Here is a 19,159-nt window from a genome sequence, read left to right on the forward strand (position 1 = left end):
GGTCACGACAGCCCCGAGAGTCCCAGCCAACAGAAGACCACGCCGAACCCCGCCAGCACGAGCGCGCTCGAGACCGCGACGGCCGGCGCGAACGAATCGATTCGGCGGCCGACCGCGGCGAGAACGGCCGGAAAACAGACGATCCAGACGACGATGCCGCCGAAGAAGCCGACGAGCAGCGTCGGGTGGCCGGTCTCGACGACGGCAGCGCCGGCGACCCGCTCGAGCGCGGGAACGTGCCGCGTGAGGTCGACGTGGCCGGGTGTGACGAGTCCGACGCCAGCCGTGAGCCAGAACGTGAGCTGATACGGGTTGGTCAGCGAGAGGACGAACGTCTTGCGAAAGCCGGCCGTCGACTCCTCGGTGCCCGTGTCCGTGTACGACCCCACCGCGTACGCCGCTCGCGCGGCGTCGGCGGCGAACCACACCATCAAGAGTCCGCCGAGAACGAACAGCAGGGACTCGAGCGTGGCGAAGGCAGTGACGACTGTCGCGACGCCGACGACCGTCAGGACGAAGAAGACGACGTCGGCAGCCATCGCCCCGCCACCGGCGCGGACGCCGGACCGAAACCCGCGGACGACGCTCTCTTCGGCGATGATCGCGTTCATCGGCCCGGGTGGAGCGGCGAGTGCGAGTCCGAAGAGGACACCGACGGCGAACGTCGAGAGCCACGACAACACGACTGGGCTGGGTGACGAAGGGGCAAAAGGTCCACGAATCGTCGCCCACCACCGACCGCGACGACACGGGTGTGCGGTCGCCGGGCAGCCGAGAGCGGCCTCCGACACATCACTCTGTACTAGAATTTATTGTGAAGAGTCACGTACGGAGAAGTAACGATGTCGTTCAGTATCGCGGACGCGGTGACGAGAGGAATCGATCGGACGCTCGAGCGAAACAGTGCGGTACTGGCGGCCGTCTTCTTCGTCCTGGCGACGCTCAGCGCGTTCGCCGTCCCGGCGATCGTCGCACCGTTCGTCGACGAAGCGCTCGCTGGACCGTTGGTGCTCGACATCTCGCCGGCGCTTGCGGGTCTGCTCTACGTGCTCGCGGTGGTCGCGATGAGTGCGACGAGCGTCGTCGCCCTCCGCGTCTACGTCACCGAAGAGCGAGAGGCGATTCCCGAAGCGTACTACAGAGAGGGGATCGGATTCGCCGTGGCGAACCTCGTCGTCGGTGGGTTCGTCTTCAGCATCCTCGTGACCATCGGCTTCGTGCTGTTCATCCTCCCGGGGCTCTTCCTGCTCGTCGCGCTCTACTACTGGACGGTCTTCGTCGCCGTCGAAGACGACAACTTCGTCTCCGCGATGAAACGAAGCTGGGCGCTGACGAGCGGCGCTCGCTGGCCGTTGTTCGGTCTCGGTGTCGTCGTCGTCTTGCTCGTCACCGCGGTTACGATGGTCGTGACGATCCCCGGCGAACTCCTCGGTGGCGGCGTCGCAATCGTCCTCTCGGGACTCTCCGCGTCGATCGTCACCGTGTTCACGCTCGCGACGACGGGGGCCGCATTCGTCCAGTTACAGGACCGCGAGCACGACGACGACGGACCCGACCCGACACCGCAGGCCGCCTCGGCGTGAGGACGGGCGCCACACTCGAGTGAAAACCAGGCTATTTTATATAGCCGACGTGGCGAGCCATCGACATGGATGGAGAGACCGCTTCGTCGACGGGAACAGACGCGCCGGATACGAACGCGGACCGTGGATACCCGAGGCTCTGGGCAGTCGCCGTCGCCATCGTGCTCACGGTCGCTGCGCTCGCCCTCTCGACGGTACTCACGCTCGTCACCGCTGGCCTGCTGATGGTGACGCTCGACCTCAGTCTCGAGGAGGTGTTCGCGACGTCGAGTACGGTCGTCTTCGCAACGTTGCTCATCGCGACCCAGCTCGGATTTTTACTGACCGGTCTCGCCTACACCTGGGCGCGCTCGTTCTCCGTGCCGATCGCCGTCCCGGACGGACGTGACCTCCTCTACGCGGTCGGCGGCGCACTCGTCGCGCTCGTCGCCGCCGGAGCGTTGCTCTACGTCGCCGACCTGCTCGGCGTCACTCCCGAGGCCGTCCTCGACGAAGAAGTCGCACTGAACGAGGAGGTGCTGATCGTCCTCGCCGTCCTCTCGATTCTCATCGTCGCCCCCGCCGAGGAGTACCTCTTCCGCGGCGTCGTCCAGGGCCGCCTGCGAACCGTCATGGGTCCCGTCGGGGCGATCGTCGGCGCGAGCCTCGTCTTCGGCGGGATGCACGCGTTCAACTACGTCGGTCTCCAGTCGGTGGTCGTCGGCGTCCTGCTCATCAGCAGCGTCAGCCTCGTCTTCGGCTACATCTACGAACAGACCGACAACCTCACCGTCCCGGTCGTCGCTCACGCAGTGTACAACGTGATCCTCGCGGCCGGTACGTACGTCGCACTGTAGCTCAGACCGAGAACGCACGCTCGAGGTCCAGCAGTCGATAGCCGTCGACCGGTTTTTCGACGTCGAACAGTCGACCGTAACACTCGAGACGCCGACTGGCGACGGTCTGGCGGTGTATCCCGGGTCCGAGGATCCGCAGGCACGGCGGCAGGTCGACGCCCATCTCGAGGAAGCGGTCGCGTGCCTGACAGCACAGGTGGAGGACGAGGAGCTGCTGGAGACCGCCCTCGAGCGGTTCGTACGCCTCGATCGGTGCGGTATCGGGGTTCATCTCGAGTCGGACGGGAAACTGCCCCGAGTTCGGGTCGTCGCCGTCGGAGACGATGTCTCGAGTGCGCCCCTCGTAGTGGACACCGATGTCGGAGACGCCGGAGACGGCGAGTCGGAGAGCACGACCGGGCGGAGCCGACGCACCGATCGCACGGGAGACCGCGACCGTGAGCGCATCGAAGTCGTCGGCCGCCCGTAGCTCCGTCGCCACCGCCTGCGAGATCGGCTCGAAGGTCGTCTCGTCTGCGAACTCGAGGTGGACCGATAGTCGGTAGACGGTCGCCCCGTCGACGGTGACTGCTGGGGGGTCGACGACCGGCTCGATGGCCGGGTCGACCGCACTTCGAAGCTGTCTGGCGAACTGCCCGAACTGTGCCTCGAAAGACGCCGGTGGAATCGAGGCGACCGTCACCGCCGCAACTGCGACCCACTCGGGGAGCGTGCGTGGCGCCCTGGCGGGATAGCCCCGCTCGCGGACGAGGAGGTACCGCGCGAAGCGACGAGCTTGTGCGGTGCGTTCGTCGCGCACGGATGGATCCGACGACGAGTCGGGTGGTGACGCCTCGGGTTCCTGACGACGCACCGTCCACCCGTCGGTCTCGAACGTAACGCGGTGAGACCGCCCGTCGGCATCGGTCACCTCGACGCACACCGACCCGTCGACCTCGCGCGTAATCCGGCCTTCCATGCACACCGATTCGGTGGGGAGACGATGAGTGGTGTGGGTTCGGTCTCGCCGGGGCGAACGGCGGTGGGTCCGTCAGGCGGGTCGCCGCCGGGAGCGAACGAGGCGAATTCGGCCAGGGTGTCGCCGTCAGTTCGACTCGACGGTCTCGACGATGCCGTCGTACATCCCCTGGAGCGAGCTCGCTTCGATCCGCTCGTCCTCGACGAACACCGTCGGCGTCCCAGTCACGCCGCGGTCGACGGCTGCCGAGCGATCCGCTTCGATCACGGGGTAGTAGGTGCCCTCCTCGAGCGCCGACGCCACCGCGTCCCCGTCGACACCGACGTCCTCGGCGAGCGCGACGAGGTTCGAATCGCTCCAGTCGCTCGTCCGGAACACCGCAGCCTTGTAGGCGAACAGGTCCCCCGCCGGCTCGTCGTCGGTGTAGGTCTCGGCCTGGACGGCGCGGGCGGCGTTGGCCATGTCGACCGAACGATCCTCGTCGACGGGAATCGGGAAGTCGAAGTAGCGGTAGGTGATCTCACCCGTGTCGATCAGGTCCGACTCGATCGAGGGGAACACCTGTGCCTCGAACTGGTGACAGAAGGGACAGGCGAGGTCCTCGTAGACGTCGACGGTGACGGGACCGCTCCCGAGTGCTGGCCGGGGAAACTCGTCGGGGTCGACCCCGACCCCGTCCCCGTCTCCGTCGACGTCGTCGAGCTCCTCTGGACCGGAATCGGACGTGCAGCCAGCGAGGGCGACGCAACCAGCGCCCGCGGCCACGGTGAGAAACGTTCTGCGGTTCATGCCGCTACGAAAGCAGTCGACGTCCGTAGACCTGTCGGCTCACGAGCGGAACGCGTCCGCTCGAGCGACCGTGGTGAGGAACTGACGGCTCAGGCCTTCGCCTGCCAGCCGCGGACGCGGTCGGCGCTGACTCCCTCGACATCGGCGGCGATATCGTCCGGGTCCGCCTCGGTCAGGTCCTCGAGCGACTCGATCCCGGCGGCGGCGAGTTTCTCGACGGTCTTCGCGCCGACGCCCTCGAGCGTCTCGAGGTCGGAGCCGGAGGAACTCTCTCGCGCCTGGAACTCGCGGTAGTTACAGATGGGACAGCCCAGTTCCCAGGGCTCGTCGCCGTTGTGGATCACGAGTTCGGGGAGGTCGTGTTCCTCACAGACGGCGTCGGTCACCTCGATGTCGCCACGGCGAGGCAGCGGCAGGGAGTACTCACAGTCGGGATAGCGCGTACAGCCGACGAGTCGGGAGCCGCTCTGGAGGGTCTTGACCGCGAGTTCGCCGCCCTCGTCCTCGCCGCAGTCGGGACAGGTGCCGAGAATCGGTCCCTCACCGGCCGCCTCGGCCTTACAGAGCGGACAGCCGTGGACGAACGTACTCCGCCCGGCGAGCATCTTCACCTCGTTGAGCCCGTGGTCGTCGCACTCGTCTTCGAGAATGAGGGGCTTGCCCGTCGAGGGCAGCGGCAGCGTGTACTCACAGTCGGGGTAGCCGTCACAGCCGACGAAGTACGAGCCGTAGCGGCTACGCCTGACGAGTAAGTCCTCGCCACAGTCGGGACACGGTCCGAGCCGTTTGTCGTCTTTGAGCGACTTCCGGAGGTGGTCGCCGATCTCCTCGCGCGACTCGCCCAGTTCGGCGAAGATGGCCTCGAGCATCTCTCTCGACTCGTCGGTGACGTCCTCGAGCGTCGCCTCGCCGTGGGCGATGGCGTCCATGTCGGTCTCTAGCTGGGCGGTCATCTCCTCCGAGATGACGCGGTCGGCGTAGTTCTCTGCGGCCTCGACGACCGCCATCGCGAGGCGGGTCGGCCGCGGCGGATCGTTCTCGATGTAGCCACGGTCGTAGAGTTTCTGAATAATCTCGTGGCGGGTCGCCTTCGTCCCGATGCCCATCTTCTCCATCGTCTCGATGAGCCGCGACTGGCCGTAGCGCCGCGGCGGCTGGGTCTCTTTCTCCTCGAGTTCGACCGCCGAGAGGGCGAGGTCCTCGCCCTCGGAGACGTCGGGGACGAAGCTCTCCGACGTGGAGAAGTAGGGGTAGACGGCGTGGTAGCCGGGTTCGACGAGGCGTTTGCCGTTGGCTTTCAGCGACCGGCCGCTCGCCTCGGCGACGACGCGGAGGTGTTCCCAGATGGCCGCCTCCGCGACGGTCGCGTAGAACCGCCTGACGACGAGTTCGAAGACGCGCCACTCGTCGTCGTTGACGTCGCCGCGGGTCGGAATCTCGCCGGTCGGGTGAATCGGCGGGTGGTCGGTCGTCTCCTCGTCACCGCGGGTCGGCTCGATCTCGTCGGTCTCGAGCAGTGATTCGGCATCCTCACCCAGCGTCGGGTGGCCGACGAAGGCGTCGAGGAGTTCGTCCGGCTCGAGGTCGTCGGGGTAGACGGTGTTGTCGGTTCGCGGGTAGGTGATGTAGCCGGCGGTGTAGAGGTCTTCGGCGATGGACATCGCGCGCTTGGCCGAGAAGCCGATGGCGCTCGCCGCGCGGATGAACTGGGTGGTGTTGAACGGCGTCGGCGGCGAGTCGGTGCGCGTCCGGCGGGTGACGTCGACGACGGTCGCCGTCGTCGCGTCGGTGAGTGTGGCGTAGGCCTCGTCGGCGGCGGTCTCCTCCCAGATGCGTTCGGCCTCGTTCTCGTCGTCGTCTAAGTAGAAGTACTGCGCCTCGAAGCCCTCGCCGTCGCCCTCGTCTTTGGTGAGCGCGGCGAACAGCTCCCAGTAGGTCTCGGGGTCGAACGCCTCGATCTCGCGCTCGCGGTCGACGATGAGTTTCAGCGTCGGCGACTGGACCCGGCCGACGGAGATGAAGTCGTGGCCGAGCTGGCCCGCCGAGAGCGAGAGAAACCGCGTCAGCGCCGCCCCCCAGACGAGGTCGATGATCTGGCGAGCCTCGCCCGCAGCGGCCAGATCGAAGTCGAGTTCCTCGGGTTCGGCGAACGCGTTCGTCACCTCGTTTTCCGTGATCGAAGAGAAGCGGACGCGACGGATCGGGACCGTCTCGTTGACGTCGCGGACGATCTCGTAGGCCTCCTTGCCGATCAACTCCCCCTCGCGGTCGTAGTCGGTCGCGATGGTGACGACCTCCGCCTGTCGGGCGAGAATGCGAAGCGTGGCGACGATGTTCTCTTTGGTCGCCGACTTCTCGACGTCGGCGGCGATCAACTCGACCGGTTCGACGTCGCGCCAGTCGTTGTACTCCGGCGGGAAGTCGACGCCGACGACGTGGCCCGACAGCCCCACACAGCGGGTGCCGCCCCACTCGTAGACGTTCACGCCGTTCTCGCGGCTGGCGTCTCGGCTGTCACCGCTCAAGATGTCGGCGATCCGCCGTGCAGCGTTGTCCTTCTCCGTAATAATCAGCTCCACGACGGTTCACCTCTCGGTGTGCGAGTCCCGATCATCGTCGCTCGCTACGAGAGTTGGTCGGATAACCCTTTCGCCAGGAATCGGGCGACTGCGCGGGTGTACGCGCGGTCTGCGAGCGCGAGTGAGTGGAACACCCGTCCCTGACAGTCACGTCTCCTGGTCGAAGCCAGCGCCGCATTCGGCGGACGTCTCAGCCAGCGTTCACTCGAGTGTGGACGGTGACCACGACGGAAAGGGGGCAAGTCCGACGCGAAAGCGCAGCCTTTTCGCTCACCCGGGCGTCCCCTCGCGAACGTGGCAGAGACTGACCGGTCAGGCGTCGACATGACCACCGGCGCGATCACGCCCAAACTCGCCCACCTGGCGTGGCCGCTGGTCCTCGGCAACCTCGTACAGACGTTCTACAACCTCGCCGATATGTTCTGGGTGGGCCGACTCGGTTCGGAACCAGTCGCGGCCGTCGCGCTCATGTTCCCGCTGACCTGGATGTTCGTCTCGACCGCCATCGGTCTCACCGCCGCCACCATCGCCCTCGTCTCCCAGCACGTCGGCAGCGGCGACCGGCGCGAAGCCGACCGCGTCGTCGGCCAGACCATCCTCCTCGCACTCGTCGTCTCGAGCGCCCTCGCGGCGCTCGGTCTCGCCGCACGGCGGCCGCTGCTCCACCTCGTCGGCGCGCGCGATCAGGTGTTCGTCGAGGCACTCGCCTACATCGAAGTCATCTTCCTCACCCTGCCGCTGACGTTCCTCTTTCTCGCCTTCCGCTCGGCGCTCCAGGGGGCGGGCGACACCAAGACGGCGATGTGGCTCGTGTTCATCTCCGCCGGGTTGAACGTCGTCTTAGATCCCTTCTTCATCCTCGGCTGGGGACCGTTCCCCGAGATGGGCACCCGCGGGGCGGCCGTCGCGACGCTCGTCGCCCGCGCGTTCGCGACCGCCGCCGGCATCTACATCCTCCTCGAGGGAACCTACGGCGTCAGGCTCAGGCTGGCCGACCTGCGCCCGAATCCCGGCCTGCTGCGGAAACTCGTTGGCATCGGCTACCCCGCCTCGTTCGCCGGGTGGGCCAACAGCTTCGCGGCGGTGATCATGGCCGGCTTCGTCGCCCGCTTCGGGGCGACGCCGACGGCCGCCTACGGCATCGGCGTCCGACTCATGTCCATCTCCTGGATGGTCGCGGGCGCGGTCGGCGGCGCGACGGCTACCGGCGTCGGCCAGAACCTCGGCGCTCGCTCGCCCGAGCGGGCCGCTCGAGTCGTCTTCGTCGCGACGGTCGCCACGATGGGGCTGTTAGCCGCCGTCGGCGCGTTCGTCCTCCTCTTCCCCGCCCAGCTCATGGCCATCTTCATCGACGACCCCGACGTGATCGCCGAGGGCGTCGTCCTCTTACGGATCACCGCCCCGTTCTGGGCCCTCTTCGGCGGCGTGATGGTGCTGCGCGGCGCGTTCGAGGGGGCCGGGAAGACCAAAGTGTCGCTCGTCCTCGAGTTGCTCTCTCAGTGGGTGTTGCGCATCCCCGTCGTCGTCGTATTCGCGTTCACCTGGGCCGTGACGATTCCCGTCGTCGGGATCACGCTCGACGCGGGCATCGTCGACCTCGGCGTCAGCGGCGTCTGGTGGGCGTTCTCGGTCGGAGCGTTCGGCACCTTCTTCGTCGCCGTCGTCTGGTTCAGACTCGGCACCTGGCGCGAGGGCATCCTCGAGCGAGAGTCGGACGGGGAAGGGCAGGCGGAGCGGGCCGACGAACACACGCCGACGGAAGACTGAGACGCTCGGTCACAGGAGGTCGACCCGCCAGGCGTAGGCGTTTCGACACGGTGCCCCGAGCGCGTAGGTGACCGTCCCCGCACCGGGTTCGGCCACACACGACCAGAAGGTCGAGAGGCCGTCTTCGTGCCCGCAGACCGGCGCGTCGTGGTCACAGAGCGCGCTCTCGAGGGCGTCACGGCCGGGCGACTCGAGTGTCGCGAGCGCGCGCAACCGCTCGTAGCGCCGCTGGGAGTTCTCCCACGGCGGCTGGTAGGCGGTCATCGCCGGGTCGACGAAGTGGTTCGTCAGCGCGAGCACGCCTGCCGTCGGCTCACGGACGGCCGTCCGCTCGGGGTGTGCCTCCACGACGAACGCGTCGTCACCGTCGACCAGGAGATAGCCCTTCGGCTCACGGAGCGGGAGCGAGCGCAGCGTCTCGAGGGCGTCGCGCGCGGAGTCACAGCGCTCGAGGAGGTAGCGAACCGCGAGGTGAAACGCCATCCCGGCGACCGAGTCGTCGGGTTCCCCGGCAGCGGTGAACGCCACGAACAGCCCCCGTTCGTTCAGGCCGTCGAAACGCCCGCCGACCAGCCCCTCGTGCGTCCCAACGTGGGCGTAGCCGACCTCGGGCGTGGTGTAGACGAGGTGTCTGCGCGTCACGTCGTAGAAGAAGTCGTAGTTGCGCCCGACGAGGAGACCGTCGTCGGTCTCGAGCGCGACTGCACTGCACGCCCCCTCGACACCCGGCGCGAAGTGCCAGTACAGGTCCGCCTCCGGCAGGTCGAGCGCCTCGGCGTAGCCACGGAACTCCTCGAGCAGCTCGGGAAATACTCCTGCAACCGCCTCCCGCGACTCCTCGGCGACCGCTCGAGCGCCCGGGGTGAGGTCGATTCCTGCCTCGGGCGTGATCGCCGTCGTGCTGTGTCCGGCCGTCCTGACGCCGATGTCGTAGTGGGAGCCGTCGACGTGGTACGAGCGGTAGTCGGCGGCGAGTTCGTACTCGAGATCGTCGGTTCGAGTCATGTTCCGGACACGACTGGCGGGGAGAAAAACGCTCGCCGAGCGAGGTGAAAGTGACCGGCGGCCGTGAATGCCGTGGCCGGTCGGCCAGCGCAGGGTCACTCGAGTGGTGTCACTCGAGTTCCTCGCGCAACAGTCCGTTCACGTCACCCGGGTCGGCACTGCCGCCGGTCTTGGCCATGACCTGGCCGACCAAGAAGTTGATCGCGCCGGCCTCGCCCGCCTCGTGGTCGGCGACCGCCTCGGGATTCTCCTCGATGGCCTCGAGGACCGCCTGCTCGACTTCGTCCGCGCCGGTCTTGCCGAGTCCCTCGCGCTCGACGATCTCGTCGGGGTCGTCGCCGTCGTCTAACATCCCGCGGAGGACGACCTCTCTGGCGTTCTTCGCCGTGATCTCGTCGCCGTCGACGAGTTCGATCAGCCGGTGGACGGCGTCGAGACGGCCCGCAACGTCCGTGATCTCGAGGTCACGGTAGTTGAGTTCGCCGAGCAGTTCGTCGGCGACCCAGGTCGCCGCGAGGTCGGGGTCGAACTCGCGGGCGACGTCCTCGTAGAAGTCGGCGACCTGCTTCGTCGAGGTGAGTTTCGAGGCCGCCTCCTCGCCGAGAGCGTACTCCTCGCGAAAGCGCTCGCGGCGTGCCGTCGGGAGTTCGGGGATGGGAATCTCGTCTTTCCAGTGAGAGACCCGCAGCGGCGGGAGGTCCGCCTCGCGGAAGTAGCGGTAGTCCTTCTCGGCCTCTTTCGAGCGCATCGAGACGGTGATGCCGCGCGATTCGTCCCAGTGGCGCGTCTCCTGTTCGACCACCCGGCCGCGCTGGATGGCGTTTCGCTGGCGGGTCTCCTCGTAGGCCAGCGCCTTCTCTGCGCCCTTGTGACTCGAGATGTTCTTCACCTCGGTCCGGTTGGCCGCTTCGAGCGCCTCGGTGCCGATCCGGCCCTCGTCGTCGACCTCCTCACCGTCGACGATCGAGAGGTTGGCGTCGACGCGGAGGCTGCCGTCTCGGCCCGCGTCGAAGACGCCGAGATACTCGAGGACCTCCTCGAGTTCGGCGAGGAAGGCCCGGGCCTCGGCGGCGGTGCGGAAGTCAGGTGCGGTGACGATCTCCATCAGGGGGACGCCCGCGCGGTTGTAGTTGACGAGGGTGTACTCGGCCGTGTCGATGCCGCCTCCACCGCCGACGTGCTGGAGGCTGCCGGGGTCTTCCTCTAAGTGCGCGCGCTCGATGGTGATGGTCCGGCGCTCACCCTCGACGGCGATCTCGAGTTCGCCATCCTGACAGATCGGCTCGTCGTACTGGGTGATCTGGAAATTCTTGGGCAAGTCGGGGTAGTAGTAGTTCTTGCGGTGAAAGCGCGTCTCCTCGGGGATCGAGGCGTCGATGGCCTTGCCGATCTTGACCGCGGCCTCGACGGCGGTCTCGTTGAGCACCGGGAGCGCCCCCGGCAGGCCGAGACAGACCGGACAGACGTTCGTGTTCGGCTCGTCGGTCTGGGCGGTCGGACAGCCACAGAAGATCTTCGTCTCCGTCTCCAGCTGAACGTGTACCTCGAGACCGATGACGGTGACGAGGTCGCCCCGCTGGACGGTTTGTGCGGTCATTGCGAGGCGCTTCGGCGCGCGTGAGGTAAAGGATACCGGACCTGGGGCGAGCGTCAGGAGCCGTCCGAACGGGCGAACGCACCGACGCCCTCGCTCGTGGCCACGTACAGGCGGTCGTCGACGACCGCCGGGTACTGAACGTACGGGAGCGGTGAGCCGTCGAGCGCGGCAGTGGCGAGTACGTCGCCGTCGCTCGGGTCGACGGCGGCGACTCCACCCGCCGCGTGGACGTACACCGTCCCGTCCGAGCCAGCGGCGAGTCCGGTCGAGCCGACCTCGTCCTGGTACCAGCGGATCGAGCCGTCGACGGCGTCGAGACCGAACAGTCCCCACTCACCGTACTCTCGTCCGTACGCACAGACCGTATCATCGACGACGACCGGCAGTCCGTACAGCCCCGCGAACTGTTCGTCCTCGGAAGATTCCCCCTCCTCGAGCGAGGCTCGTGCTGGCTGCGTCTTCCAGAGACGCTCGCCGTCTGCGGCCGAGTACGCGACGAGTCCGCCGAGGTCGAGCGAATCGAGGCCACCGGTCGCCGCGTAGACGACCTCGTCGACGACGACCGGAGACGAAACCCACGTCCCTCCCTCACTCGTCGACGAATCGAACGGCGAAGTCCCCTCCCAGCGCAGCGAGCCGTCGTCTCGGTCGAGCGCGCGAAGGCGGTCACCGACGCCGACGTACACCGCCTCGTCGGTGACCGTCGGCCGGTTCGAAAACCACCACCGACGGTGGTCGTCGCCGTCCGGTCCGTCCCACTCGTCACGGAACTCGAGGCTGCCGTCGCTCGCGTCGAAGACCGTGAGCGCGGACCCACCAGCGTACAGCGAGCCGTCGAACGCCGTCACCGAGGAGTGAAGCGGCTCCTCGAGCGATTCACGCCAGTGTTCCTCGCCCGTCGCCGGGTCGAGACCACGGAGCGACCAGCCGGCAGCCTCCTTGGTGGCGAGAAAGAGCGTCTCGCCGTCCGACTCGAGCGTGAGCGCCGGTGGCGGCGTCTCCCCCGAGTCCGGTTCGAACGGAAACTCCTCGACCCACTCGCGCCCACCCCCGTCGCGATCGAGGGCGACGAGGCGGGTTCTCGACCCCGTTTCGAGCGTCCCGCGGAAGTCGAACGCGACGAAGACGCGGTCGCCGAGGACGAGGGGCGACGAAATGTCGTGTGGTGGGAGTTCGATGTCGAGAGACTCGAACGCGGCTGGTTCGACGTCGACGCTCCAGTCGATTTCGAGGTCCGGTCCCGGTCCCGGTGAATCGGGGTTCGAACCGGTGTTCGAAGCGTCGTGACGAAACGAGGGCCACTCGGCCGTCGAATCGCCGCCCGACTGTCCCGGCAGAGAACTAGTACAGCCAGCGAGACCGAGCGCGAGCGCGACACTTCCGCTCGCGAGCACCGCGCGGCGGGTTGGTGTGAGGACCATACCTAACCGACGAGTAGATACGTACTAATAACTTATGCATATTATCTACAGTAGATATCTGTGGTATCCAGATATCTATTGAGAGGGTGCCGAGCGGCTCAGCCGATGTGGAACGTGCGGGAGAACGGGGAGGGATGTCGGCCGACACGCGTCGTGACCACCGGCATCCAGTGAAACGAGGAGCCAGCGAACGTACACAAATGTATACGAGTTGATGGGTGTCTGACGTACGTTTAAGTGGCGAGACGAACCCCTAGGTGGTATGTCGAAAAACCGCGTCGAGGAACTCGAGGCGTCGGTCGCAGAGTTGCAGTCGACGGTTCGCGGACTCACCGAGGAACTCGTCGAATCGAAAGAGCGCATCCGCGTGCTCGAGGCCGAACTCGACACCGAGGTACCGACGCGCGTCCCGCCACGGCGGGCGGACGCCGAGGCGAACGAGGCGGAGCCAGACGAGGTCGCCGAAGCGACCGCCGACGCCGACACGGACGACGAGTCCGTCGACGAAACGGAAGAGACACGTACCGACGACATCATCGTCGCGTAAGGACCGACGGTCGAACACACCGGACCCGAGGAGAAGATGCACATAAAGGCGCTCGTCCTGGACGGCTTCAAGAGTTTTGGTCGAAAGACGAAGATCCCGTTCTACGAGGATTTTACCGTGGTTACGGGCCCGAACGGCTCCGGGAAGTCGAACATCATCGACGCCGTGCTCTTCGCGCTCGGACTCACCCGGACGCGCGGGATCCGCGCCGAGAAACTCACCGACCTCATCTACAACCCCGGCCACGACGGCGGCGCGGAGACGGCCGGACCGCGTGAGGCCATCGTCGAGGTCGTCCTCGACAACTCGGACGGCACGCTCGAGCGCTCACAGGTCACGAGCGCCGCGGGCAGCGACGACGTGGGCGACTGCGAGGAGATTTCGATCCGGCGGCGGGTCAAACAGACCGAGGACAACTACTACTCTTACTACTATCTGAACGAGCGCGCGGTCAACCTCTCTGACATCCAGGACCTGCTCGCCCAGGCCGGGGTCACCCCCGAAGGCTACAACGTCGTCATGCAGGGTGACGTCACCGAGATCATCAACATGACGCCCTACCTCCGGCGAGGGATCATCGACGAGATCGCGGGCGTCGCCGAGTTCGACGCGAAGAAAGAAGACGCCTTCGGCGAACTCGAGATCGTCTCCGAACGCATCGACGAGGCCGAACTCCGGATCGGAGAGAAACGCACCCGCATCGACCAGCTCGCAGACGAGCGCCGGAGTGCGATGCGCTACCGACGGCTTCGCCGCGAAAAAGACGAGTACGAAGGCTACCGCAAGGCGAGCGAACTCGAGGAGAAACGCGCCGACCTCGAGCGCGCCGAAGGCCGCGTCGACGGACTCGAGGAGACGCTCGAGGAACGCCGACGGGTGCTCGACGAACGCCGCGGCACCGTCGTCCGCCTCCAGGAGGACCTCGAGGACCTCAACGCCGAGATCGAACGCAAAGGCGAGGACGAACAGCTCGAGATCAAACGCGAGATCGAGAGCGTCAAAGGCGAGATCTCGCGGCTCGAAGACCGCATCGAGGCGAGCGAAGAACAGATCGAAGCGGCCGAGAACAAGCGCCGCGACGCCTTCGTCCAGATCGATCGCAAACAGGAGCAGGTCGACGAACTCACCGCCGAGATGCGCGAGTGTAAGCTCGAGAAGGCCTCGATCACCGCCGAGATTACGGAGCGCGAGCGCGCCCGTGAGGAGGTCCAGGCCGAAATCGACGACGTCGACACCGAGTACGACGAGGTGAAAGCCGACCTCGCCGAACGGAAGGAGGCGCTCGAGGAAGCGAAGACGGCGAAGAACGACCACCAGCGCGAGCAGGATCGGCTCTTAGACGAGGCCAGACGGCGCTCGAACGCCATCGCCGAGACGTCAGATGCGATCGAGGAGAAACGCGAGGCGATTCCGGAACTCGAGACCGAACGCACCGACTTAGCGCGCGAGCTGTCGAAGGCGGAGGCGAACTTCGAGAACATCGAGGCGGTCGTCGACGACCTGCGAGACGAGAAGCGCCGCCTGCAAGACGACCTCGACGATCTCGACTCGAAACTGCAGGCGAAACAGGCCGAGTACGCCGAACTCGAGGCGAACGCCAGCGAGAGCGGTGACTCCTCGTTCGGCCGCGCGGTGACGACGATTCTGAACTCGGGCATCGGCGGCGTCCACGGCGCGGTCGCCCAGCTAGGGAGCGTCTCCGGGGAGTACGCCGTCGCCTGCGAGACCGCTGCGGGCAACCGCCTCGCGAACGTCGTCGTCGACGACGACGTGATCGGCCAGCAGTGTATCGAGTACCTCAAGTCGCGAAACGCCGGCCGGGCGACGTTCCTCCCGATCACGAAGATGCGCTCGCGGTCGCTGCCGAACGCGCCGAACGACCCCGGCGTCGTGGGCTTCGCCTACGATCTCGTCGACTTCGACGCCCAGTACGAGGGCATCTTCTCGTACGTCCTGGGAGACACCCTGGTCGTCGAGGACCTCGAGACCGCCCGCGCCTACACAGGCGACTTCCGCATGGTCACCCTCGACGGCGACCTCGTCGAGAAGAGCGGGGCGATGACCGGCGGCTCCCGGAAGGGCTCTCGCTTCTCGTTCACCGCCAGCGGCGAGGGCCAGCTCGAGCGCGTCGCGACCGAGATCACGCGCCTGCAGGACGAACGCGACGACGTGCGCGACCAGCAGCGCAGCGTCGACGACCGCCTCGACGACGCCCGCGACCGCCAGAGCGACGCCGGTGACGAGGTCCGCTCGATCGAGACCGCACTCGAGCGTCTCGACGAGCGCCGCGAGCGGCTCGAGGACGAGATCGAGGGGCTCGAGGACGAACTCGAGGAACTCGAAGCCGAGCGCGAGTCGGTCGACGAGCGCATGAGCGAGATCTCGAGTGCAATCGAGGCGAAAGCCGAGGCGATCGAGGGCATCGAGGCCGAGATCGCCGACCTCGAGTCCGAGCTCGCCGACTCGAAGATTCCCGAACTGAGCGCCAGACTCGAGGAGATCGACGCCGAGATCACCGAGCGCCAGGAGCGCATCGACACGCTCGACGCGAGGCTCAACGAACTCGGTCTCGAGAAGCAGTACGCAGAGGAGGCCGTCGAGACCCTCCACGACGAGATCGAGACCGCCCAGAACAGCAAGGCAGAGTACGAAGCGCGCATCGCCGACTGCGAGGACGAAATCGAGGCGAAACACGAGGAACTCGCCGAGAAACACGCCGCCGTCGAGGAACTCGAGGGAGAGCTGACCGAGCTCAAAGACGAGCGGACGACGCTCAAAGACGAGCTTTCGGACGCGCGGACGAAACGCGACGCCCAGCAAGAGCGGGTCAACACCGTCGAGAGCAAACTCGAGGGCAACCGCGAGCGGGTGCGCGAGCTGACCCGCGAGATCGAAACCCTCGAGATCGACGTCGGCGAGTACGACCCCGAGGACGTCCCCGACCACGAGACCGTCCTCGAGATGATCGAGGTACTCGAGGCTGACATGGCGGCGATGGAGCCAGTGAACATGCTCGCGATCGACGAGTACGACGAGGTCCGCGAGGAGCTCGAGACGCTCGAAGAGGGGCGGGAGACGCTCGTCGAGGAGGCAGACGGCATCCGCGAGCGGATCGACCAGTACGAGACCCAGAAGAAGAAGACGTTCATGGACTCGTACAACGCCATCGCCGAGCACTTCACCGAGATCTTCGAGAAGCTCTCCGAGGGGACCGGCACACTCCACTTAGAGGACGAGGAGGACCCGTTCGAGGGTGGGCTGACGATGAAAGCCCAGCCGGGCGATAAACCCATCCAGCGCCTCGATGCGATGTCGGGCGGGGAGAAGTCGCTGACCGCGCTCGCGTTCGTCTTCGCGATCCAGCGGCACAACCCCGCGCCGTTCTACGCGCTCGACGAGGTCGACGCCTTCCTCGACGCGGTCAACGCAGAGCGCGTCGGCCAGATGGTCGACGAACTCGCCGGACGCGCCCAGTTCGTCGTCGTCTCGCACCGCTCGGCGATGTTAGACCGCTCAGAGCGCGCCATCGGCGTCACCATGCAACAGGACAACGTGAGCGCGGTGACCGGCATCGACCTCAGCGGCGAGACGGAGGTGCCCGCCGATGACTGAGGAGCGAGCGGGCGACGAGGACGACATCCCGCTCCAGATCGTCGGCCACGACGAGCGCGAGCGCCCCGGCGAGTCGGAGGCGGCCGAATTCTCCTTCACCGAGTCGGAGCTGAGCGGGGAGACCGAGGCGGACGCGGACTCGCTCGAGGACGACGAGTCGGTCGAACCCGTCGAACTGCTGGTCCAGCTGGCGAAAAACGGCGAGATCGACCCCTGGGACATCGACATCGTCGCCGTCACCGACAAGTTCCTCGCCGCGCTCGACGAGACCGACCTGCGGACCTCGGGGCGGGCGCTCTTCTACGCGAGCGTTCTCTTACGGATGAAGAGCGACGAACTGTTCGCCATCGACGAGCCCGACGAGGAGGAACTCCCGCCGTGGGAAGCGCCCTTCGCCGACGACGACGCGGCGTTCGACCCCGGCTTCGACCCCATCGCCGGACTCGAGGCCGAGATGGAGCGCCGGCTCGAGCGCAAACACGCCCGCGGCAAGCCCGAGACGCTCGACGAACTGGTGCGCGACCTACGCGAGGCAGAGCGGGGCACCTGGTGGAAAGAGTCGCGCACCTACGATACGAGCGACTCCCCACGCGGATGGGACCGCGGGATGCAGGAGTTGAGCTACCACTCCGCGGACGACTTCCGCGTCGACGACGAGCCGACCGCAGACGACGTCACCCACACTGCCCACGCCGAAGACATCGAGTCGGTGATCGACGACGTCGAGGACGCCCTCGGCGAGCACTACGAGAAGGGCCGCGAGGAAGTCCTCTACGCCGAAATCGACCACGTCGGTGGCTCACGGGTGATGACCTACCTCGCACTCCTGTTCCTGGCCCACCGCGGCCGCGTCTTCTTAGAACAGGACGAACTGTTCGGCGACCTCTGGATCCAGCGGGTCACGGTGGAGGCGACGCCCGAAGAGGCGGTCGCCGACTGAGTCGCACTCGAGCGCGGCCGTAGCGATCACAACAGCTTTTGTACCGCTCTCGACTAGCACGTAGCGATGACGCGCCCGGACAGCCTCGACCGGCGGCTGAGACGGCTCACGGAGCGCGCCGCCTTCGTGGCGCTGTGGGGCTGGATCCTGCTCTCCTCGCTGTTCTTTCCGGCCTGGCTCGGCTATCCGCTGGTGGGTCTCGCCCTCGCTGGGGTCGTGTTCCTCGTCGGCTGGCAGGCCGCGAGGGCTGCGAGCCACCCGGTCTACACGGTTGGCACCCGACGCGAGGTCGACGTCGAGGCGATTACCGATCCGCGGTGTCGGTGTGACGAGTGTGGTCGCCGGGCCCGAGACGGCGAGCGCAGGCGCTACACCACGCGGCGCATCCTCTTCGGGACGACCATCGCCGTGCCCGAGTGGGGCGTCAACGAGTACTGTCCAGCCTGTGTCGGCGACGAGCGTCTCGAGGAGTCTGTGGACCCACACGAGCGAACGCGAGCGCTCGAGCGCGAGCGTGCCTAACTGGCCGTCGGCCGAGCGTGATGCAGGCCGGCAGACGCCGCCGGTCGTCGGTGCGTTAGTCGTCGAGGTAGTGCCCCGCCAGGAGGTCGACGCGCTCGCGTGTCTCCTCGGGAATCGCCTCGGCGGGGGTGTTGATCGTCCCCTCGAGTGCGTGCCAGGCGTCGCTCTCGAAGTCGTCGGGCATCGTCTCGATGGCACGGTCGACGACGGCGGTGATCGACGCGCGGTTTTCGGCGGCGTTCTCGAGGACCTCCTCGAGTGTGACCTCGCGGTCGTCTTTCCAGACGTCGTAGTCGGTGACGCCCGCAACGGTGGCGTAACTCAACTCGGCCTCGCGGGCGAGTTTCGCCTCGGGGATGGCGGTCATGCCGACGACGTCCCAGCCCTGGGCGCGGTAGAACTCGCTCTCGGCCCGCGTCGAGAACTGCGGGCCTTCGATGCAGACGTAGGTGCCGCCTTCGACGACGGCCGGTGACGCGTCTGGGTCGGTCTCGAGTGCGTCGCGGGCACTGGCAGCGAGGTGGGCGGATAAGGCGGGACAGTAGGGGTCAGCGAAGCCCATGTGGACGACCACCCCGTCGCCGAAGAAGGTGGGCGTCCGGTGTTTCGTCCGGTCGAAAATCTGGTCGGGGACGACGAGCGTCCGCGGCGGGAGGTCCTCGCGGAGGCTGCCGACGGCGTTCGTCGAGATGACGCGGTCGACGCCTGCGGCCTTCAGCGCGTAGAGGTTCGCCCGGTACTGGGCGTCGGTCGGGGTGTGGCTGTGGGCCTCGCCGTGGCGTGGGAGGAAGACGACCTCGTGGCCGTGGCACTCACCCACCGTGAGCGGGGCGCTCGGCTCGCCGTAGGGGGTCGAGACGGTCTCCGTCCGGACGTGCTCGAGTGTGAGTGCCTCGTAGATGCCGCTGCCGCCGATGACGCCGATGGTCATGGGGCGAGGATACGGGAGGCGGCGGCTAAACCGTACGGGTCGGCGGCCGGTCGGGAGTTGGAGAGGAGCGCT

At 67.0% G+C, this 19,159-nt stretch carries 15 protein-coding genes; 7 read left to right on the plus strand and 8 right to left on the minus strand.

The genetic code is table 11. The features are described from left to right. Positions 1–2: 2 nt before the first annotated feature. Positions 3–683 (minus strand): LysE family translocator, encoded by a 681-nt coding sequence (locus tag N0B15_RS01075; RefSeq protein WP_425494203.1) that lies wholly within the window; start codon positions 681–683, stop codon positions 3–5. Between the two features lie 159 nt (positions 684–842). Between N0B15_RS01075 and N0B15_RS01080 the strand changes: the two genes are divergently transcribed. Further along, positions 843–1,583 (plus strand): DUF7847 domain-containing protein, encoded by a 741-nt coding sequence (locus N0B15_RS01080; RefSeq protein ID WP_263005157.1) that lies wholly within the window; start codon positions 843–845, stop codon positions 1,581–1,583. A gap of 65 nt (positions 1,584–1,648) precedes the next feature. Further along, positions 1,649–2,419 carry a CPBP family intramembrane glutamic endopeptidase gene (locus N0B15_RS01085; RefSeq protein WP_263005159.1) on the plus strand — a complete coding sequence of 257 codons (771 nt, stop codon included), beginning with the start codon at positions 1,649–1,651 and terminating at the stop codon, positions 2,417–2,419. 1 nt (position 2,420) lies between these two features. Here N0B15_RS01085 and N0B15_RS01090 read toward each other — a convergent pair whose 3' ends face one another. The 3 genes from N0B15_RS01090 to N0B15_RS01100 form a co-directional block, all read right to left on the minus strand. Further along, positions 2,421–3,377, minus strand: coding sequence for a DUF7958 family protein (locus N0B15_RS01090; RefSeq protein WP_263005160.1), 957 nt, complete (start codon positions 3,375–3,377; stop codon positions 2,421–2,423). 126 nt (positions 3,378–3,503) lie between these two features. Next, positions 3,504–4,166, minus strand: a complete 663-nt coding sequence (locus N0B15_RS01095; protein ID WP_263005161.1) for a DsbA family protein — start codon at positions 4,164–4,166, stop codon at positions 3,504–3,506. 89 nt (positions 4,167–4,255) lie between these two features. Next, positions 4,256–6,745, minus strand: coding sequence for a DNA topoisomerase I (locus N0B15_RS01100; protein ID WP_263005162.1), 2,490 nt, complete (start codon positions 6,743–6,745; stop codon positions 4,256–4,258). 324 nt (positions 6,746–7,069) lie between these two features. Here N0B15_RS01100 and N0B15_RS01105 point away from each other — a divergent pair, with 324 nt between their 5' ends. Beyond that, positions 7,070–8,512 carry an MATE family efflux transporter gene (locus N0B15_RS01105; protein ID WP_263017554.1) on the plus strand — a complete coding sequence of 481 codons (1,443 nt, stop codon included), beginning with the start codon at positions 7,070–7,072 and terminating at the stop codon, positions 8,510–8,512. Between the two features lie 9 nt (positions 8,513–8,521). Here N0B15_RS01105 and N0B15_RS01110 read toward each other — a convergent pair whose 3' ends face one another. The 3 genes from N0B15_RS01110 to N0B15_RS01120 all read right to left on the minus strand — a co-directional run bounded on the left by N0B15_RS01110 (position 8,522) and on the right by N0B15_RS01120 (position 12,535). Further along, on the minus strand, positions 8,522–9,517 hold the full coding sequence (locus N0B15_RS01110; protein WP_263005163.1) for a C45 family autoproteolytic acyltransferase/hydrolase: 996 nt from the start codon (positions 9,515–9,517) through the stop codon (positions 8,522–8,524). Positions 9,518–9,626: 109 nt separating this feature from the next. Continuing rightward, a complete protein-coding gene (gatB, locus tag N0B15_RS01115; RefSeq protein ID WP_263005165.1) occupies positions 9,627–11,114 on the minus strand; it encodes an Asp-tRNA(Asn)/Glu-tRNA(Gln) amidotransferase subunit GatB in 1,488 nt (495 codons plus the stop codon). A 53-nt stretch (positions 11,115–11,167) separates the two neighbouring features. After that, complete coding sequence (locus N0B15_RS01120) at positions 11,168–12,535, minus strand: PQQ-binding-like beta-propeller repeat protein (protein ID WP_263005166.1); 1,368 nt, start codon at positions 12,533–12,535, stop codon at positions 11,168–11,170. Positions 12,536–12,797: 262 nt separating this feature from the next. On the opposite strand from N0B15_RS01120, the gene N0B15_RS01125 reads away from it, so the two are divergent. The 4 genes from N0B15_RS01125 to N0B15_RS01140 all read left to right on the plus strand — a co-directional run bounded on the left by N0B15_RS01125 (position 12,798) and on the right by N0B15_RS01140 (position 18,156). Then, positions 12,798–13,082 carry a DUF7518 family protein gene (locus tag N0B15_RS01125; protein WP_263005167.1) on the plus strand — a complete coding sequence of 95 codons (285 nt, stop codon included), beginning with the start codon at positions 12,798–12,800 and terminating at the stop codon, positions 13,080–13,082. Between the two features lie 36 nt (positions 13,083–13,118). Further along, complete coding sequence (gene smc, locus N0B15_RS01130) at positions 13,119–16,694, plus strand: chromosome segregation protein SMC (protein ID WP_263005169.1); 3,576 nt, start codon at positions 13,119–13,121, stop codon at positions 16,692–16,694. Beyond that, the gene (locus tag N0B15_RS01135; RefSeq protein WP_263005170.1) at positions 16,687–17,634 is read left to right on the plus strand and encodes a segregation and condensation protein A; all 948 of its coding nucleotides are present in this window, start codon (positions 16,687–16,689) and stop codon (positions 17,632–17,634) included. The genes smc and N0B15_RS01135 overlap by 8 nt, the downstream gene beginning before the upstream one ends. 66 nt (positions 17,635–17,700) lie before the next feature. Continuing rightward, positions 17,701–18,156 carry a DUF8108 domain-containing protein gene (locus N0B15_RS01140; protein ID WP_263005171.1) on the plus strand — a complete coding sequence of 152 codons (456 nt, stop codon included), beginning with the start codon at positions 17,701–17,703 and terminating at the stop codon, positions 18,154–18,156. 55 nt (positions 18,157–18,211) lie between these two features. Here the strand turns inward: N0B15_RS01140 and mtnP are convergent, their stop codons facing one another. Continuing rightward, entirely contained in the window at positions 18,212–19,087 is an 876-nt protein-coding gene (gene mtnP, locus N0B15_RS01145) for an S-methyl-5'-thioadenosine phosphorylase (RefSeq protein ID WP_263005172.1), read from the minus strand. Positions 19,088–19,159: the final 72 nt, after the last annotated feature.

Origin of the sequence: Natronobiforma cellulositropha (assembly GCF_025629245.1) — an archaeon.
Classification (GTDB): domain Archaea; phylum Halobacteriota; class Halobacteria; order Halobacteriales; family Natrialbaceae; genus Natronobiforma; species Natronobiforma cellulositropha.

Excerpts from the sequence above, each read along its gene's own strand:
- N0B15_RS01080 (WP_263005157.1), top strand. The coding sequence starts at position 843 with ATGTCGTTCAGTATCGCGGACGCGGTGACGAGAGGAATCGATCGGACG.
- N0B15_RS01085 (WP_263005159.1), top strand. The coding sequence starts at position 1,649 with ATGGATGGAGAGACCGCTTCGTCGACGGGAACAGACGCGCCGGATACG.
- N0B15_RS01090 (WP_263005160.1), bottom strand. The coding sequence starts at position 3,377 with ATGGAAGGCCGGATTACGCGCGAGGTCGACGGGTCGGTGTGCGTCGAG.
- N0B15_RS01095 (WP_263005161.1), bottom strand. The coding sequence starts at position 4,166 with ATGAACCGCAGAACGTTTCTCACCGTGGCCGCGGGCGCTGGTTGCGTC.
- N0B15_RS01105 (WP_263017554.1), top strand. The coding sequence starts at position 7,070 with ATGACCACCGGCGCGATCACGCCCAAACTCGCCCACCTGGCGTGGCCG.
- N0B15_RS01110 (WP_263005163.1), bottom strand. The coding sequence starts at position 9,517 with ATGACTCGAACCGACGATCTCGAGTACGAACTCGCCGCCGACTACCGC.
- gatB (WP_263005165.1), bottom strand. The coding sequence starts at position 11,114 with ATGACCGCACAAACCGTCCAGCGGGGCGACCTCGTCACCGTCATCGGT.
- N0B15_RS01120 (WP_263005166.1), bottom strand. The coding sequence starts at position 12,535 with ATGGTCCTCACACCAACCCGCCGCGCGGTGCTCGCGAGCGGAAGTGTC.
- N0B15_RS01125 (WP_263005167.1), top strand. The coding sequence starts at position 12,798 with ATGTCGAAAAACCGCGTCGAGGAACTCGAGGCGTCGGTCGCAGAGTTG.
- smc (WP_263005169.1), top strand. The coding sequence starts at position 13,119 with ATGCACATAAAGGCGCTCGTCCTGGACGGCTTCAAGAGTTTTGGTCGA.
- N0B15_RS01135 (WP_263005170.1), top strand. The coding sequence starts at position 16,687 with ATGACTGAGGAGCGAGCGGGCGACGAGGACGACATCCCGCTCCAGATC.
- N0B15_RS01140 (WP_263005171.1), top strand. The coding sequence starts at position 17,701 with ATGACGCGCCCGGACAGCCTCGACCGGCGGCTGAGACGGCTCACGGAG.
- mtnP (WP_263005172.1), bottom strand. The coding sequence starts at position 19,087 with ATGACCATCGGCGTCATCGGCGGCAGCGGCATCTACGAGGCACTCACA.